Annotated in this window: 13 protein-coding genes; all 13 read right to left on the bottom strand. The window is 69.1% G+C overall.

Annotated features, from left to right (window positions below):
* Positions 1-40: 40 nt before the first annotated feature.
* On the bottom strand, positions 41-1,693 hold the full coding sequence (pgi, locus tag ACFUPX_RS18780; RefSeq protein ID WP_383323179.1) for a glucose-6-phosphate isomerase: 1,653 nt from the start codon (positions 1,691-1,693) through the stop codon (positions 41-43).
* Between the two features lie 206 nt (positions 1,694-1,899).
* A complete protein-coding gene (locus ACFUPX_RS18775; protein WP_078077905.1) occupies positions 1,900-2,235 on the bottom strand; it encodes an RNA polymerase-binding protein RbpA in 336 nt (111 codons plus the stop codon).
* A 193-nt stretch (positions 2,236-2,428) separates the two neighbouring features.
* Complete coding sequence (secG, locus tag ACFUPX_RS18770) at positions 2,429-2,659, bottom strand: preprotein translocase subunit SecG (protein ID WP_383283369.1); 231 nt, start codon at positions 2,657-2,659, stop codon at positions 2,429-2,431.
* Positions 2,660-2,783: 124 nt separating this feature from the next.
* A complete protein-coding gene (gene tpiA / locus ACFUPX_RS18765; RefSeq protein WP_383323175.1) occupies positions 2,784-3,560 on the bottom strand; it encodes a triose-phosphate isomerase in 777 nt (258 codons plus the stop codon).
* Positions 3,561-3,566: 6 nt separating this feature from the next.
* Positions 3,567-4,778 (bottom strand): phosphoglycerate kinase, encoded by a 1,212-nt coding sequence (locus tag ACFUPX_RS18760; protein WP_383323172.1) that lies wholly within the window; start codon positions 4,776-4,778, stop codon positions 3,567-3,569.
* A gap of 106 nt (positions 4,779-4,884) precedes the next feature.
* A complete protein-coding gene (gene gap / locus ACFUPX_RS18755) occupies positions 4,885-5,895 on the bottom strand; it encodes a type I glyceraldehyde-3-phosphate dehydrogenase (RefSeq protein ID WP_383323169.1) in 1,011 nt (336 codons plus the stop codon).
* Positions 5,896-6,084: 189 nt separating this feature from the next.
* Positions 6,085-9,057 carry a M14 family zinc carboxypeptidase gene (locus ACFUPX_RS18750; protein ID WP_383323166.1) on the bottom strand — a complete coding sequence of 991 codons (2,973 nt, stop codon included), beginning with the start codon at positions 9,055-9,057 and terminating at the stop codon, positions 6,085-6,087.
* Between the two features lie 159 nt (positions 9,058-9,216).
* Positions 9,217-10,206 carry a DNA-binding protein WhiA gene (gene whiA, locus ACFUPX_RS18745; protein WP_383323163.1) on the bottom strand — a complete coding sequence of 330 codons (990 nt, stop codon included), beginning with the start codon at positions 10,204-10,206 and terminating at the stop codon, positions 9,217-9,219.
* Positions 10,197-11,204, bottom strand: coding sequence for a uridine diphosphate-N-acetylglucosamine-binding protein YvcK (yvcK, locus tag ACFUPX_RS18740; protein ID WP_383323160.1), 1,008 nt, complete (start codon positions 11,202-11,204; stop codon positions 10,197-10,199). Before yvcK ends, whiA begins: the two co-directional genes overlap by 10 nt.
* The gene (gene rapZ, locus ACFUPX_RS18735) at positions 11,201-12,133 is read right to left on the bottom strand and encodes an RNase adapter RapZ (RefSeq protein ID WP_383323157.1); all 933 of its coding nucleotides are present in this window, start codon (positions 12,131-12,133) and stop codon (positions 11,201-11,203) included. Before rapZ ends, yvcK begins: the two co-directional genes overlap by 4 nt.
* The gene (gene uvrC, locus ACFUPX_RS18730) at positions 12,130-14,142 is read right to left on the bottom strand and encodes an excinuclease ABC subunit UvrC (RefSeq protein WP_383323154.1); all 2,013 of its coding nucleotides are present in this window, start codon (positions 14,140-14,142) and stop codon (positions 12,130-12,132) included. Before uvrC ends, rapZ begins: the two co-directional genes overlap by 4 nt.
* A gap of 153 nt (positions 14,143-14,295) precedes the next feature.
* Positions 14,296-15,156 carry a hypothetical protein gene (locus tag ACFUPX_RS18725; protein WP_383323151.1) on the bottom strand — a complete coding sequence of 287 codons (861 nt, stop codon included), beginning with the start codon at positions 15,154-15,156 and terminating at the stop codon, positions 14,296-14,298.
* A 5-nt stretch (positions 15,157-15,161) separates the two neighbouring features.
* Entirely contained in the window at positions 15,162-15,851 is a 690-nt protein-coding gene (locus ACFUPX_RS18720) for a papain-like cysteine protease family protein (RefSeq protein ID WP_383323148.1), read from the bottom strand.
* Positions 15,852-16,005 lie beyond the last annotated feature (154 nt).

Below are 16,005 nucleotides of genomic sequence, written 5' to 3'. Positions count from 1 at the left end.
GGTCCACCTCTCGGTGGACCGGGCCTTGGCGTTTACCGGCTCAACGGCCGCGCAGCGTGCGGTACTTGGCGACGAGCGCCGTCGTCGAACCGTCGAGGTCCGGCACGTCCGCGCCCTCGGTCAGGGCGGGCTCGATGCGCTTGGCGAGGACCTTGCCGAGCTCGACGCCCCACTGGTCGAAGGAGTCGATGTTCCACACCGCGCCCTGCACGAACACCTTGTGCTCGTAGAGCGCGATGAGTTGGCCGAGAACCGACGGCGTCAGCTCCTTGGCGAGGATCGTCGTCGTCGGGTGGTTGCCCTGGAACGTCTTGTGCGGGACGAGCTCGTCCGCCACGCCCTCGGCACGCACCTCGTCGGGCGTCTTGCCGAAGGCCAACGCCTGCGTCTGCGCGAAGAAGTTGGCCATGAGGAGGTCGTGCTGGGGCACCAGGCCGGGCAGCAGATCGGCGACGGGCTCGGCGAAGCCGATGAAGTCGGCCGGGATCAACTTCGTGCCCTGGTGGATGAGTTGGTAGTACGCGTGCTGTCCGTTGGTGCCCGGCGTGCCCCAGACCACCGGACCCGTCTGCCAGTCGACCGGCTTGCCGTCACGGTCGACGGACTTGCCGTTGGACTCCATGTCCAGCTGCTGGAGGTAGGCGGTGAACTTGGAGAGGTAGTGCGAGTACGGCAGGACCGCGTGCGACTGGGCGTCGTGGAAGTTGCCGTACCAGATGCCCAACAGGCCGAGCAGCAGCGGCACGTTGGACTCGGCGGGCGCGGTGCGGAAGTGCTCGTCGACGAGGTGGAAGCCGTCCAGCATCTCGCGGAAGGCGTCCGGTCCCACGGCGATCATCAGCGAGAGGCCGATCGCCGAGTCGAACGAGTAGCGGCCGCCGACCCAGTCCCAGAACTCGAACATGTTGGCCGTGTCGATGCCGAAGTCCGAGACCTTGCCGCCGTTGGTCGACAGGGCCACGAAGTGCTTGGCAACGGCGCTCTGGTCGGCGCGCAGCTCGGTCATGAGCCAGTCGCGCGCGGAGGTCGCGTTCGTGATCGTCTCGATCGTGGTGAACGTCTTGGAGGCGATGATGAACAGCGTCTCGGCCGGGTCCAGGTCGCGCACGGCCTCGTGCAAGTCGGCGCCGTCGACGTTCGACACGAAGCGCACGGTGAGGTCGCGGTCGGTGAAGGAGCGGAGCGTCTCGTACGCCATGGCGGGGCCGAGGTCCGAGCCGCCGATGCCGATGTTCACGATGTTCTTGATGCGCTTGCCGGTGTGGCCGGTCCACTCGCCGGAGCGGACCTTGTCCGCGAACACCGTCATCTTGTCGAGCACGGCGTGTACGTCCGGCACCACGTTCTCGCCGTCGACCTCGACGACCGCGTCCCGCGGGGCGCGCAGCGCGGTGTGCAGGACGGCGCGGTCCTCGGTGGTGTTGATCTTCTCGCCGCGGAACATGGCGTCCCGCAGGCCGAAGACGTCGGTGGCCACCGCGAGCTCGCGCAGGAGCGTCAGCGTCTCGTCCGTGACGAGGTGCTTGGAGTAGTCGACGTGCAGGTCGCCGACCTCGAGCGTGTACCCCGTGCCGCGCGCCGGATCCTTGGCGAACAGCTCACGCAGCTGCACCTCCCCAAGCTGCTCCCGGTGCTTGCTGAGCGCCGCCCACTCGGGCGTCTGGTTGAGCCTGGCGCGGCTTTCTGCGTTCATCTCGGACTTCAGCCTTCTCTCGTACCTGTGTACGTACCTTGCCCCGCTGCACGTTCCAACCTAATTGATCAGGGCCCGGTATGAGATGTCTGCAGCTGTCTGTCCGGACACGTGCCGGTAAACCTCACGTGAAAGCGTGAATGATGAACGATCCGGGAAAAGCACAGCGGCCGGACATCCCCAGATGCCCGGCCCCATCGCAAGTACTAGATCTCGCCCCGCAGTTTGGCGAGCGCCTCCGCGAGAATCGCCTCGCCGTCCGCATCGCTGCGCCGCTCACGCACATACGCCAAGTGCGTCTTGTACGGCTCGGTGCGGGGCGGGTCCGGCGGATTGTCCCGGTCCTGACCAGCAGGGAAGCCGCAGCGGGGGCAGTCCCACGTATCGGGGACCTGCGCGTCGCTGGCGAAGCTGGGCACCGTCTCGTGTCCGTTGGAGCACCAGAAGGAGATGCGCAATCGCGGCGCGGACTCACCGCGCTCGGCCTCGCCCATCGGCCCCGCCCCGACCCGACTTCCACGGATCGCGTTGCCACTTGCCACGGTCGTAACTCCCTGCGTGATGGTGCTGCTGCGGGCGCCTCAGTCTACGTAAGGCCCAACGCGCGTCCAGTGTTCGGAGTTACACCCTCACCCCGACACGCAAGCCCCATGATAATCCGCGTTTTGAGGCGCGCACCGTACATGGGGCTTTAAGCGAAGCTTTAGCAAGGTAGCAATCAAGCCGCTTCCGCGGTCAGTTGTTCACCTTCATCAACAGGCCGAGCACGACGATGCACGCGAACCAGCAAAGACCGACCACGACGGTGATGCGGTCGAGGTTGCGCTCGGCGACCGAAGAGCCACCGACGGACGACTGCATACCGCCACCGAACATGTCGGAAAGACCGCCGCCCTTGCCCTTGTGCATCAGCACCAGCAGCATCATCAGCAGGCTGAAGACGATCAGGGCGATCGAGAACCCCATAACCACGGCTGGACCAACTTCCTCGGATCTGAATCGACTCTGTATCGACGACGGGGGCCGGTGCCTCTGGATGAGAAGCCGCCCGGCCCCCGCAAGGGTACGACGTATCGGCGCTACCGCATACTCACTGGTCGCGGAAGCGGACGATCTTGACGAACTCGTCCGTGTCGAGCGCCGCGCCGCCGACGAGGGCGCCGTCGACGTCGGGCTGCGCCATGATCGCGGCCACGTTGCCGGACTTCACGGAGCCGCCGTACTGGATGCGCACCTTGTCGGCGAGCTCCTGCGAGTACAGCTCGGTGAGGCGGCCGCGGATCGCGCCGCACACCTCCTGGGCGTCCTCGGGGGTCGCGACCTTGCCGGTGCCGATGGCCCACACGGGCTCATAGGCGATGACGATGGACTCGGCCTGCTCGGCCGGCACGTCCTTCAGGCCGCCGTCGAGCTGCGCGAGGGTGTACTCGATCTGCTGACCGGCCTCACGGATGTCCAGGCCCTCGCCGATGCAGAGGATCGGGGTCAGGCCGTGCTTGTAGGCGGCCTTCACCTTGGCGTTGCAGATCTCGTCGGTCTCGTCGTGGTACTGACGGCGCTCGGAGTGGCCCACGGCCACGAACGTGCACTTCAGCTTCGAGAGCATCGGGCCCGAGATCTCGCCGGTGTAGGCACCGGAGTCCTGCGCCGAGATGTCCTGGGCGCCGTACTTGATCTTGAGCTTGTCGCCGTCGACCAGGGTCTGCACCGAACGCAGGTCGGTGAAGGGGGGCAGGACGGCGACCTCGACGGCCTCGTAGTCCTTGTCGGCCAGGGCGAAGGCGAGCTTCTGGACGTGCGCGATGGCCTCGAGGTGGTTGAGGTTCATCTTCCAGTTGCCCGCCATCAGCGGGGTACGCGTAGTCATCAGGTCTCAGTTCTCCAGTGCGGCGAGGCCGGGGAGCGTCTTGCCCTCGAGGTATTCGAGGGAGGCGCCGCCGCCGGTGGAAATGTGGCCGAATGCGTTCTCGTCGAAGCCCAGGATCCGGACGGCCGCGGCGGAGTCGCCGCCGCCGACGACCGTGAAGGCCGGGGAGTCGAGGAGAGCCTGGGCGACCGCCTTGGTGCCCTCGGCGTAGTCGGGGTGCTCGAAGACGCCCATCGGGCCGTTCCAGAAGACGGTGCCCGCGTCGGCGAGCTTCGAGGCGTAGAGCTTGCGGGTCTCGGGTCCGATGTCGAGACCCTCCTGGTCGGCCGGGATGGCGTCCGCGGCGACCGTGGTGGGGTTGGCCGGGGCCTTGGTCTTCAGGTCCGGGAACTCGGTGGAGACCAGCACGTCGACGGGGAGGACGAGCTCGACGCCGCTCTCCTTCGCGCGCTCGATGTACTCCTTGACCTTCGGGACCTGGTCCTCCTGGAGGAGGGAGATGCCGACCTCGTGGCCCTGGGCCTTGAGGAAGGTGTACGCCATGCCGCCGCCGATCAGGAGGCGGTCGGCCTTGCCGAGCAGCTGGTCGATGACGGCCAGCTTGTCGGAGACCTTCGCGCCGCCGAGCGCGACGACGTAGGGACGCTTGACGTCCTCGGTGAGCTTCTTCAGGACGCCGACCTCGGTGGCGATGAGGAAGCCCGCGTAGTGCGGAAGGCGCGCCGGGAGGTCGTACACGGAGGCGTGCTTGCGGTGCACGGCGCCGAAGCCGTCGCCCACGTAGACGTCCGCGAGGGCGGCGAGCCGGTCGGCGAACTCGCCGCGCTCGGTGTCGTCCTTGGACGTCTCGCCCGCGTTGAAGCGGAGGTTCTCGATGACAGCGACCTGGCCGGGCTCGAGCCCGTCCACCGCGTCGTGCGCGGCGGGGCCGACGGTGTCCTGGGCGAACGCCACGGGCTTGCCGAGGAGTTCACCGAGGCGCTCGGCGGCGGGAAGCAGCGAGAACAGCGGGTCCGGGGCGCCCTTGGGGCGGCCGAGGTGCGAGGCGACGATCACCTTGGCGCCCGCGTCGGCGAGCTTGGTGACGGTCGGCAGGACGGCGCGGATGCGGCCGTCGTCGGTGATGGTGCCGTCGGCGAGCGGCACATTGAGGTCGGCGCGGACGAAGACCCGCTTGCCTTCGACCCCTTCGGCGAGAAGTTCGTCGATCGTCTTCATGACTGGTCCAGGACTCCTTTAGAGGGCTGACGTGCAACAAGGCCCGGACCACGCAGTATCGCGCGGTCCGGACCCTGTGCTCACATCGAGGTGCCTGCTCCGGTGATCAGAGCTGACCGCCGACGAAGACCGTGAGGTCGACGAGGCGGTTGGAGTAGCCCCACTCGTTGTCGTACCAGCCGAGGATCTTCACCGTCTTGCCCTCCTGGACCATGGTCAGGGAGGAGTCGAAGGTGCAGGAGGCCGGGTCGCCGACGATGTCCGAGGACACGATCGGGTCCTCGGTGTAGGTGAGGAAACCCTTGAGGGCGCCGTCGTCCGAGGCCTTCTTGAACGCGGCGTTGACCTCGTCCTTGGTGACCTCGCGCTGCAGGTCGACGACGAGGTCGGTGGCGGAACCGGTCGGGACCGGGACGCGCATCGCGATGCCGTCGAGCTTGCCCTTGAGCTGCGGAAGGACCAGAGCGGTGGCCTTGGCGGCACCGGTCGTGGTCGGAATGATGTTCTCGGCGGCGGCGCGGGCGCGACGCAGGTCCGAGTGCGGGAAGTCCAGGATGCGCTGGTCATTGGTGTACGCGTGGACCGTCGTCATCAGGCCCTTGACGATGCCGAAGTTCTCGTCGAGAACCTTCGCCATCGGCGCCACACAGTTGGTGGTGCAGGACGCGTTCGAGATGACGTGGTGGTTGGCCGCGTCGTACTTCTCCTGGTTGACGCCCATCACGATGGTGATGTCTTCATCCTTGGCCGGAGCCGAGATGAGGACCTTCTTGGCGCCACCGGCGATGTGCTTCTCGGCATCGGCCTTCTTGGTGAAGATGCCGGTCGACTCGATCACGATGTCGACGCCGAGCTGACCCCACGGGATGTCTGCGGGGTTGCGCTCGGACAGCACCTTGATGGTGCGGCCGTCGACCGTGATGGTGTCCTCGGTGTGCGACACCTCGGCCTTGAGACGGCCCAGGATGGTGTCGTACTTAAGGAGGTGCGCCGTAGTCGCGGTGTCACCCAGGTCGTTGACAGCCACGATCTCGATGTCCGCACCCTGCTCAAGCAGCGCCCGGAAGTAGTTGCGCCCGATGCGGCCGAAGCCGTTGATGCCTACGCGGATCGTCACGAACCGATCTCCTCGTTGGTACGCCGGTTTCAGACGCCGGCGAGTTGTATGGGATGTCCCCGACCGCCTCCGACCCTACCTCTCTGAGGGCCTTTGGGTGACATCGACAGGGGTCCTGGACGGCACGGTGGCCCGTACCCCCGAGTAGGGGGCACGAGCCACCGGGACCTAGGTCCTGATTACGCAGCGTCAGCGGCGCAGATGTGCAAGGGATGCGCCCATAAGAGCGGCCCGTTCGGCACTTCCGGGTACGTGCTCGAACCCGAAGCCGAGCAGTACGCTGTCACGCGCTGTGACGGCCGCGTAGGGCTTGTAGAGCTCCCCCGTACGGGTCCAGTCACCCGTGATGTTGGGGCTGCCGGGGGGCGCCGGAGCGACCGCCCAGGTGCCCAGCGAGGCCTCGAATCCCTCGGTCTGCGTGGCGTTGCCCCCTATCACGAGCTGAGCGTTGTCGGCAAAGAGACCGCGGCCCCCGCTGGAGGGGTCGGTGATGGAGCTGAGCGACACCTCGATCGTCTTGCCCGCGTAGGCGCTCAGGTCGAAGGAGACGGGCTTCCAGCCGCCGGAGGACCCGGTGAAGCTGTTCCAGGCGCCGCTGGTGCCGGACGCCGTGCAGCCGGTCGCCGACTGCGTCAGGTAGTGGCGCAGGAACGGGTGGCCGTTGATGAAGAACCCGGCCCCGCACTCGGCGGGCACCGCCTGGGACGAGTTGCCGTTCGAGTCCGGGAGCGTGGTCCAGTCGTCGGCGCCGGTGGTGTGCGCCTCCAGGACCCCGTGGTCGTAGCCGGTCTCGAGGTTCCAGTTGAGCGCGAACCGCAGCTGCGGCTGGTCCGCGGCCGTGACCCCGGTCAGGTCGATGGTGCGGGTCAGCCGCTTCCAGTCCTGGTCGGCGTGGGTCGCCGATGCCATGCCCTGGCCCTCGAAGGGTGCGTACGGGTTGGTGATCCCCGGGTAGCTGCCTGCCGCCGCGCTCTTGAACTGCGGGAACTTGTCGGCGGGCAGGGTGTCGGACGTGACGGTGTAACGGCCCGCCTTGTCCAGCGGGTTGGTGTCGGCCGCCGCAAGCGGCGTCTTGACGCCCTTGAGGGCGCCGCTGCCCTCGAAGCTGGTGGCGCCGGGGGCGGAGAGGCGTTCGTACGCACCGAGGTAGTACTGCGCGAAGTCGTCGGAGAGCGCGTCCCCGAGGTCCACGTTCGAGCCGGTGCGCTCACCGGACTCGATCAGCTTGCCGCCCTCGTTGAGGTAGGCGCGCAGGGCCAGTTGGGTGGCCGCCGACGGCACCGGGTCGCCGGTGTAGTGCGTGACCGCGGAGAAGTGCGACAGGACGCCGAGCGGGTGCGGGGTGCCCTGCTTGGCGACGTCCCAGACCACGGCCGGGCGGCCGTTGGCCTTCAGCGCGTCGACGTACTTCTGGGCCTGCGTCGCGGGAGCGCCCTCTTCGGCGACGACGAGGGTGTTCGCCTTGGCCCGCTCGGCGACGGTGTAGGTGAAGTGCGGGCTCTCCGTGCGGCCCTTCTTGTTGCGGCCGGTGAACCAGACCTCGACCTTGGCACCCACGCGCGCGTCCTCGATCTCGGCGCGGTACTGGTCGAAGTGGAGGTTGTCCTCACCGCCGTAGGTCTCGCCGCCCTTCCAGGCCTTGACGTCCTCCTTCTGCGTACGGCCGCCGTTCACGCGGTAGTTGAGCTCCTTGTCGCGCACCGACTTGCGGGCGGTGACGGCCACTTCCTGGTCGCCGCCGCGCGCGTACGAGGTGGTGAAGGCGTCAGGGGTGAAGTCGGGGGCCTCGATGCCGGTGACGGAGACCGGCTGGTCGGGGTGGAGTGCGGTCTCGGCGACGGCGAGCGCGAACGGGACGTTCTTCGCGAACTCCTGCTGGATCAGCTTCTCGTCGTCCGGGAAGGTGAAGATGGAGGCGCAGTCCTCGGGCTTCCAGGCGTCGTTGGGGTCGATGTTGGAGGCCGTCTGGCAGGTGGACATCTCCGGCGTGAACATCGAGATGCCGTTGATGTTGCCCGCGTGGCCGTCCGCCTCGCCGTTGGTGGTGTAGAGCTCGGAAGAGACCTGCGGGTGGTAGCCGGGGACGGCGGGCTTCTCCGGGGTGCCGTTCAGCGCCTTGTAGAGGACGTCGTCCGGGCTGGGCGTGGCGACCTGCCAGCCGATCCCGTAGAGGAGCAGTTCGGCCGCCGAGTGGTAGTTGATCCCGTACGTGAAGCCGATGCGCTTTTGGAAGCGGTCCAGCGCCTTGGTCTCGGGCTCGGACATGGGGCCGGTGCCGCGGTAGGTCTCCGACGAGGCCTCCGGGGAGGAACCCTCGTTGTCGTAGCCCCACTTGTAGGCGAAGTTGCGGTTGAGGTCGACGCCGTCGCCCGCCGCGGTCTTTCCGTCGCCGTCGATGTCGCGGAGGTTCTTGCGCCACTGGCGGTCGCCGTCGGCGGCGTGCGTGAAGTCGTAGCCGTCGGGGTTGGCGGAGAGCACGAACCACAGCTCGGTGGAGTCCACGAGCTTGGTGATGCGCTGGTCCTTGCCGTAGTTGTCGAGGTAGTGGTGCATGAGGCGGCGGGTCATCTCGGGGGTGATCCACTCGCGCGCGTGCTGGTTGGACATGTAGAGCGTGGACGGCTTGGAGCCGTCCTTTGACTTGTCCGCGCCCTTGGTGAGCTTCAGGGCGAGGATGTCCTGGCCCTTGAGCGTCTTGCCGATGGACACGACCTTGGTCAGGCCGGGATGGGCCTGCCCGGTCTTGACGATCTCCTCCTTGAGGCCCCCCGCGCCGCTGTACGGCCGGAACACGCCGTCCCCCGCGGCCTTGAGCTTCTGCTCCGTCTTCGCGGAGACCTTCTGCTCGGTGAGCTCGACGCCCTCCCGCTCGACGCCCTTGGCCTGCGCCCGGGTCAGATAGACCTCGACGCGGGCGGTGCCGCGCTCGGGGGCCTGCCCCGCGAGCTCGTGGGCGTCCTGGCCCGCCTCGATGAGGATCGGGATCTGCTGCTTGGTGACCTCGGCCTCGTAGACCTTCACGGCCGCCGGATCGTCGGTGGCCGGGGCCTTCTCCCCGCTGTCCGCCTGGGCGTGCGGCACGCCGACGAGGCCGCCGACGAGCAGTGCGCCCGCGGCGACGACCGATCTGAAGCCCGCTCTGGATCTCGCTCTTCGTCTCATGAGCCCCCCTTGCGGTTGTCCGGCACATTTGTGCGCGAACGCCAGGCTCGTGACACTTCATGATCATGTCAATATGGCGTGAAGGCCGACGCGAAAAGGACGCGAAGAAGCCGCCGGGGCCTCGGCGGCCCCGGCGGCTCGTGTGACGTGCGGCGGCGGTCAGACCGCCATGTTGTCGGCGAGCTCCTCGCTCAGGTTGGACTCCGTACCCGGAATCCCGATGTCCTGCGCCCGCTTGTCCGCCATGGCGAGCAGCCGGCGGATACGGCCCGCGACGGCGTCCTTCGTCAGCACCGGTTCGGCGAGCGCGCCCAGCTCCTCCAGGGAGGCCTGCTTGTGCTCCATGCGCAGCCGTCCGGCCGCCGCGAGGTGCTCGGGGACCTCGTCGCCCAGGATCTCCAGGGCGCGCTGCACACGGGCGCCCGCGGCGACGGCCGCGCGGGCCGAGCGGCGCAGGTTCGCGTCGTCGAAGTTGGCGAGCCGGTTGGCGGTGGCGCGCACCTCGCGGCGCATCCGCCGCTCCTCCCAGGCCAGCACGGACTCGTGGGCGCCGAGCCGGGTGAGCAGGGCGCCGATCGCGTCACCGTCCCTGACGACGACGCGGTCCACGCCGCGCACCTCGCGGGCCTTGGCCGGGATCTGCAGCCTGCGCGCGGCGCCGACCAGGGCGAGCGCCGCCTCCGGACCCGGGCAGGTCACCTCGAGGGACGAGGAGCGCCCCGGCTCGGTCAGCGAGCCGTGCGCGAGGAAGGCCCCGCGCCACGCCGCCTCGGCGTCACAGGTGGCCCCCGAGACCACCTGTGGCGGCAGCCCTCTGATGGGGCGGCCACGGCCGTCCACCAGGCCCGTCTGCCGGGCCAGCTGATCGCCGCCCGCCACGACCCGTACGACGTAGCGCGAGCCGCGCCGCAGGCCGCCGGGAGCCATCACGATCAGCTCCGAGCTGTGCCCGAAAATCTCAAGAATGTCCCGCTTCAGCCGCCGCGCGGCCATTGCCGTGTCCAGCTCCGCCTCGATCACGATGCGGCCACTCACCAGGTGAAGGCCGCCCGCGAACCGCAGGATGGCCGAGACCTCTGCCTTCCTGCAGCAGGTCCGGGTGACGGGAAGCCGGGAGATTTCGTCCTTCACCGCTGCCGTCATCGCCATGGGCCGATCCTTCCATGCATCCGAAAAATACGGTCGTACGCGGTGGCCAGGAGCTCCGGATCGTGCCTCGGAGTGCCATCGTGCCTGGCCACCGGCGCCAGCTCGACCGTGGCGCCGAGCCGCTTCGCGGCATCGGAGAGTGACTCACGGTCGGGCACGGCGGCGTCGTCGGCCAGCACCACGTCCAGGGCGAGTTTAGGGGCGTGTCGGGCCAAAACCTCCAAATGACGCTGCGGAGAGAACCCATCTGTTTCACCGGGTTGTGGCGCGAGGTTGAGCGAGAGCACCCTGCGGGCCTTCGTCTGGATGAGCGCGTCGAGCAGTTCGGGGACCAGCAGATGGGGGATCACCGAGGAGAACCAGGAGCCCGGACCGAGCACCACCCAGTCCGCGTCGAGCACGGCGGCGACCGCTTCGGGGACGGCCGGCGGGTCGTGCGGGACCACGTGCACGGACTGCACCTCACCCGGGGTGAGCGCCACCGTGGCCTGTCCGCGCACCGTGTCCACGTCGTCCGGGCGCTCCGGGTCGTGCCCCTTGACCAGGGCCTGGAGCTCCAGCGGGACCGCGGACATCGGCAGCACGCGGCCGTGCGCGCCGAGCAGCTTGCCGACCAGGTCGAGGGCCTGGACATGGTCGCCGAGCTGCTCCCACAGGGCGACGATCAGCAGATTGCCGACCGCGTGTTCGTGCAGGTCGCCCTTGGACTGGAAGCGGTGCTGGATGACGCGGGCCCAGGTCTGGCCCCAGTCGTCGTCGCCGCACAGGGCGGCGAGCGCCTTGCGCAGGTCGCCCGGCGGAAGGACGCCCAGCTCGGCGCGGAGCCGCCCGCTGGAGCCGCCGTCGTCGGCGACGGTGACCACGGCCGTGAGGTCACCGGTGATGCGGCGCAGCCCGGCCAGGGACGCGGACAGGCCCATCCCGCCGCCGAGCGCCACGACCTTGGGCTGCGCGCCCCGCTTGCGGCCCAGGCGGTTCAGCCGCAGGGAGGACTTCACTCCCGCCCCATGTCCCGATGGACGAGTACGGTCTCGACGCCCTCGGACACCAGGCGTGCCGCGAGCTTCTCCGACATGGCGACGGAGCGGTGCTTTCCACCCGTACAGCCGACCGCGATCGTCACGTAACGCTTGCCCTCGCGGCGGTATCCCGCGGCGATGAGCTGGAGCAGCTCGGCGTACCGGTCGAGGAACTCCTTGGCCCCCGGCTGGTTGAAGACGTACGCCGCCACCTCTTCGTTGAGCCCGGTGTACTGGCGCAGCTCCGGGACCCAGTGGGGGTTGGGCAGGAAGCGCATGTCCACGACGAGGTCGGCGTCGACCGGCAGGCCGTACTTGAAGCCGAAGGACATGACGGTGGCCCGCAGCTCGGGCTCCTCGTCGCCCGCGAACGAGGCGTCCATCTTGGCGCGCAGCTCGTGCACGTTCAGGCTGGACGTGTCGATCACCAGGTCGGCGTCGCCGCGCAGCTCGCGCAGGAGCTCGCGCTCGGCCGCGATGCCGTCGACGATGCGGCCGTCGCCCTGCAGCGGGTGCGGGCGGCGGACCGACTCGAAGCGGCGCACCAGGGCGTCGTCCGAGGACTCCAGGAAGACGATCCGCCGGGTGACGTGCTTGGCCTCCAGGTCCGCGAGGGACTGGCGCAGATTGTCGAAGAAGCGGCGGCCTCGTACGTCGACGACGACCGCGATGCGGGCGACGTTCCCCTGCGAGCGGGCGCCGAGCTCCACCATGGTGGGGATCAGCGCGGGCGGCAGGTTGTCGACGACGAACCAGCCGAGGTCCTCGAGACACTTCGCCGCGGTGCTGCGGCCGGCTCCCGACATACCGGAGATGATCACCAGCTCGGGGACCACTTCGGTGGGCTCACCTGGCGTGATGGTCGTGCCCGTACTCACTTGCTCGCCGCCTTCGTCGTGCTCGGTCATGTCTCCTGCCCCCGTCGTTCTTCCGAGGCGCCCGCGGACACGGGCTCCTCGTCCTCAATGATCTCTCCGGTCGCCGTGTTCACGGCGGGTCCCGCCGGTACCGCTCCGGCCAGGGCCACGACGATCGCCTCGGCCGTCTTGCGGCCTATGCCCGGAACCTCGCAGATCTGGTCGATTGTCGCGGATCGCAGCCTCTTCACCGAACCGAAGTGCTTGATCAGCGTCTGCTTGCGCGCGTCACCCAGGCCCGGCACGGCATCCAGCGGTCCGGCCTTGAAGCGCTTGGCCCGCTTGGCCCGCTGGTACGTGATCGCGAACCGGTGCGCCTCGTCACGCACCCGCTGGAGAAGGTACAGGCCCTCGCTGGTGCGCGGCAGGATCACCGGGTCGTCGTCGCCGGGCACCCAGACCTCTTCGAGGCGCTTGGCCAGGCCGCACACCGCGATGTCGTCGATGCCGAGCTCGTCCAGGGCCCGCTGGGCGGCCGCGACCTGCGGCTGGCCGCCGTCCACGACGACGAGCTGCGGCGGATAGGCGAAGCGCTTGGGGCGGCCGTCCTCCTCGGTCAGGCTCTCCTGCTCGCCCTCGGCGTCCCACTCCCCCGTCTTCTCCTTGTCGGAGAGATAGCGCTTGAAGCGGCGCGTGAGCACCTCGTGCATGGAGCGGACGTCGTCCTGGCCCTCGAAGCCCTTGATCTGGAAGCGGCGGTACTCGCTCTTGCGTGCGAGGCCGTCCTCGAACACGACCATCGAGGCCACGACGTCGTCACCCTGGAGGTGCGAGATGTCGTAGCACTCGATGCGCAGCGGCGCGCCGTCGAGCTCCAGCGCCTCGGCGATCTCCTCCAGGGCCCGGGAGCGGGTCGTCAGGTCGGACGCGCGCTTGGTCTTGTGCAGCACGAGCGACTGCTGCGCGTTGCGCGCCACGGTCTCCATGAGCGCCTTCTTGTCGCCGCGCTGCGGGATGCGCAGCGAGACGTTCGAACCGCGGCGCTCGGTGAGCCACTCCTGGACGGGCTCTATGGGCTCGGGCAGCGCCGGGACGAGGACTTCCTTCGGTACGGAGTCGCCGCTCTCCTCTCCGTAGAGCTGCTGGAGGGCGTGCTCGACGAGGTCGCCGCTGGTGACCGCCTCGACCTTGTCGGTGACCCAGCCGCGCTGACCGCGCACACGGCCGCCGCGGACGTGGAAGATCTGGACGGCCGCCTCCAGCTCGTCCTCGGCGAGGGCGATGAGGTCGGCGTCCGTGGCGTCGGCGAGGACGACGGCGCTCTTCTCCATGGCCTTCTTCAGCGCCCCGACGTCGTCCCGCAGGCGGGCCGCCTTCTCGTACTCCATGTCTTCGGCCGCGTCCGCCATCTGCCGCTCGACACGGCGGATGTACGTGCCCGTGCGCCCGGTCATGAACTCGCAGAAGTCCTCGGCGAGTTCACGGTGCTCCTCCGGGGAGACCCGCTCCACGCAGGGCGCCGCGCACTTGCCGATGTAGCCGAGGAGGCAGGGGCGGCCGGTGCGCTCGGCGTTCTTGAAGACTCCGGCCGAGCAGGTGCGGACGGGAAAGACCCGCAGGAGGAGGTCCACGGTGTCGCGGATCGCCCACGCGTGGCCGTAGGGCCCGAAGTAGCGGACGCCCTTCTTCTTCTGGCCGCGCATCACCTGGACGCGCGGGAACTCCTCGTTCATCGTCACCGCGAGGTACGGATAGCTCTTGTCGTCGCGGTACTTGACGTTGAACCGGGGGTCGTACTCCTTGATCCAGGAGTATTCGAGCTGCAGCGCCTCGACCTCGGTGGAGACCACGGTCCACTCGACGGAGGCGGCCGTCGTCACCATCGTGGCGGTGCGCGGGTGCAGATTGGTGATGTCCTGGAAGTAGCTGGCCAGGCGCTGGCGCAGGCTTTTCGCCTTGCCCACGTAGATCACCCGGCGGTGTTCGTCGCGGAACCGATAGACCCCCGGCGAGTCGGGGATCTGTCCCGGCTTGGGGCGGTAGCTGGAGGGGTCTGCCATGCTCCACACCCTACTGGCGGGGGCTGACAGTCAGGGTGCGGAGGGGGCCGACGGGCAGGGTGCGGGGGGCTTCCTCCGCCTCCCCCGCCCTCGGGCCCACCCGCCCTGGCGGGCGGGTGGGCGGGGAAGCTTCCGGCCGGAGGCCGGGGCGGGTCAGCCGTGCTGCCGGGCGCGACGGCGCTGGACGGCGACCCCGGAGAGGCCGAGGGCCAGCAGGGCGCCCGCTCCGGCCACGGAGGAGGCGACCGTGACGGGGCCGTCGGCCGAAGCCGTGGTGGCGGGCGCCGGGGGTTCTTCGCTCCGCTCCTTCGGGGCGAAGCCTCCCGCCTTGCCGGACTTCGCGTACTCGGAACCGGGCAGCTTGTCGGCGTACGCGGCGTGCACCCGCTTCTGATAGGCGGCGACCGAGGCCCCGCCCGAGCCCACGGCACGCACCGCGTCCGCGTCGAGCGGCAGCACCCGGCCCCGCCCCGTCACGTACCAGGCGTTGATCTGCGGCTCATGGAAAACGGCGCCCCCGGGGAGCTTGTCGGCGCCTACGCGCGCGTAGTGCGTCTCGTCGTCCCCGGTGGCGATGTTCACGACCTGCCAGGAGCCGCCCTTCCTTACCGTCCAGAGGGAGGCCTCCTGCCCGTCGGAGGAGACCGCCTTGCTGGCGAGGAACTCCACGCGGGCGATCGGCGCGCCCTTCTCACCCGCGACGAACTCCGGGGAGAGGTAGCGCACGGGAACGGCGTCGTCGCCCTGCACGCGCGGGTCGGCCGCGGCCTTGCTGACCGCCCCCTCGCGTGCGAAGAAGCGGGAGAGCGTGTCGAGGGTCCCGGGAGTGCTCGCGGCGTCGTGGGCCGCCTCACGGGAAGCGGGAGAAGGGTTCGAGGGACCGGAGTCGGCCGTGGCGTGCGGCGCCGCGAGGCCGAGCAGCAGGGTGGCGGCCGAGCCGGCGAGGGCCGCCCTCAGCAGGTGGCCGGGAAGGCGACGGGGACGGTGAAGGTGGAGGTGAAGGTGACGGGTCATCGCGCTCACGCCCCGATCCGGTACAGCGAGTGGGTCCAGGAGAAGGTGTTGTTGTTGACGTACCAGCTGTGCGAGGCCCAGTTGTAGCGGTCGTTGGAGGGCCACGGGTCGCCCCAGTAGACCCAGCTGCTCGCGTCGTCGTACCCGTAGAGCACGTGCATGTGACCGCCGCCGTTCGACCACTGGATGCGGGTCTCGACCGGGCGGCCCGCGTTGATCTCGGCCTGCACGGTCGGGTAGCGCAGCCAGCCGCTGACGTACGAACCGGCGTTGATGCCCGCCCAGTCCAGACCGTTCTGGACGTCGCCGAGCGTGGCCTGCGAGTTGGGGCACTCGGTGTTCTGGTTGCGCCCGAAGGCGGCGTTGCAGAACTGGTTCTGGCTGTAGTTCTTGCCGTAGAAGGTGGCGATCGTGTTCCCGGCCGCCGCCCAGCACCAGTTGGTCTTCTGCTGGGCCTGCATCGTGATGTTCAGACGCTTGGCGGCGAGGAGGGAAGGGCCTGCCGTGTCCGTGCCGGGTGCGGCGGCGGACGGAGGGCTCACGGGGGCTGCCGTGGCCGTGGCGGCCGGTGCGGCGACCAGCGCGGCCACCACGACGGCGAGCGCGGACAACCCTCTGCGTCCGCCGTGCCCGCTGTGTCCGCCGTGCCCACTGCGTCTGCCGTGTCTGCTGAATCTGGTGATTCGTTGGCGCATCGCGTTCCTCCCGAGCGGGGGGTGAAGGGGGTGGAGGAGCGCGTCCGGACGCTGCGATTGAGCATCGAGTGTTGTCGGGTGCAGGTCAACAAGGTTCAATGCGGGATTACTTGGGCCGTGAACGGCGGCGTACGTATGTGAACACCCCTCGTAC

Origin of the sequence: Streptomyces sp. NPDC057302, from assembly GCF_042667685.1 — a bacterium.
GTDB lineage: Bacteria > Actinomycetota > Actinomycetes > Streptomycetales > Streptomycetaceae > Streptomyces.
The sequence above is the reverse complement of the archived record's forward strand: the minus strand, read 5'-3'. Positions and strand labels throughout refer to the sequence as shown.

Coding starts and splice junctions, on each gene's coding strand:
- ACFUPX_RS18720 (WP_383323148.1), bottom strand. CDS start 15,851: ATGCGCCAACGAATCACCAGATTCAGCAGACACGGCAGACGCAGTGGG.
- pgi (WP_383323179.1), bottom strand. CDS start 1,693: ATGAACGCAGAAAGCCGCGCCAGGCTCAACCAGACGCCCGAGTGGGCG.
- tpiA (WP_383323175.1), bottom strand. CDS start 3,560: ATGACTACGCGTACCCCGCTGATGGCGGGCAACTGGAAGATGAACCTC.
- ACFUPX_RS18725 (WP_383323151.1), bottom strand. CDS start 15,156: ATGACCCGTCACCTTCACCTCCACCTTCACCGTCCCCGTCGCCTTCCC.
- secG (WP_383283369.1), bottom strand. CDS start 2,659: ATGGGGTTCTCGATCGCCCTGATCGTCTTCAGCCTGCTGATGATGCTG.
- whiA (WP_383323163.1), bottom strand. CDS start 10,206: ATGGCGATGACGGCAGCGGTGAAGGACGAAATCTCCCGGCTTCCCGTC.
- ACFUPX_RS18750 (WP_383323166.1), bottom strand. CDS start 9,057: ATGAGACGAAGAGCGAGATCCAGAGCGGGCTTCAGATCGGTCGTCGCC.
- uvrC (WP_383323154.1), bottom strand. CDS start 14,142: ATGGCAGACCCCTCCAGCTACCGCCCCAAGCCGGGACAGATCCCCGAC.
- ACFUPX_RS18760 (WP_383323172.1), bottom strand. CDS start 4,778: ATGAAGACGATCGACGAACTTCTCGCCGAAGGGGTCGAAGGCAAGCGG.
- rapZ (WP_383323157.1), bottom strand. CDS start 12,133: ATGACCGAGCACGACGAAGGCGGCGAGCAAGTGAGTACGGGCACGACC.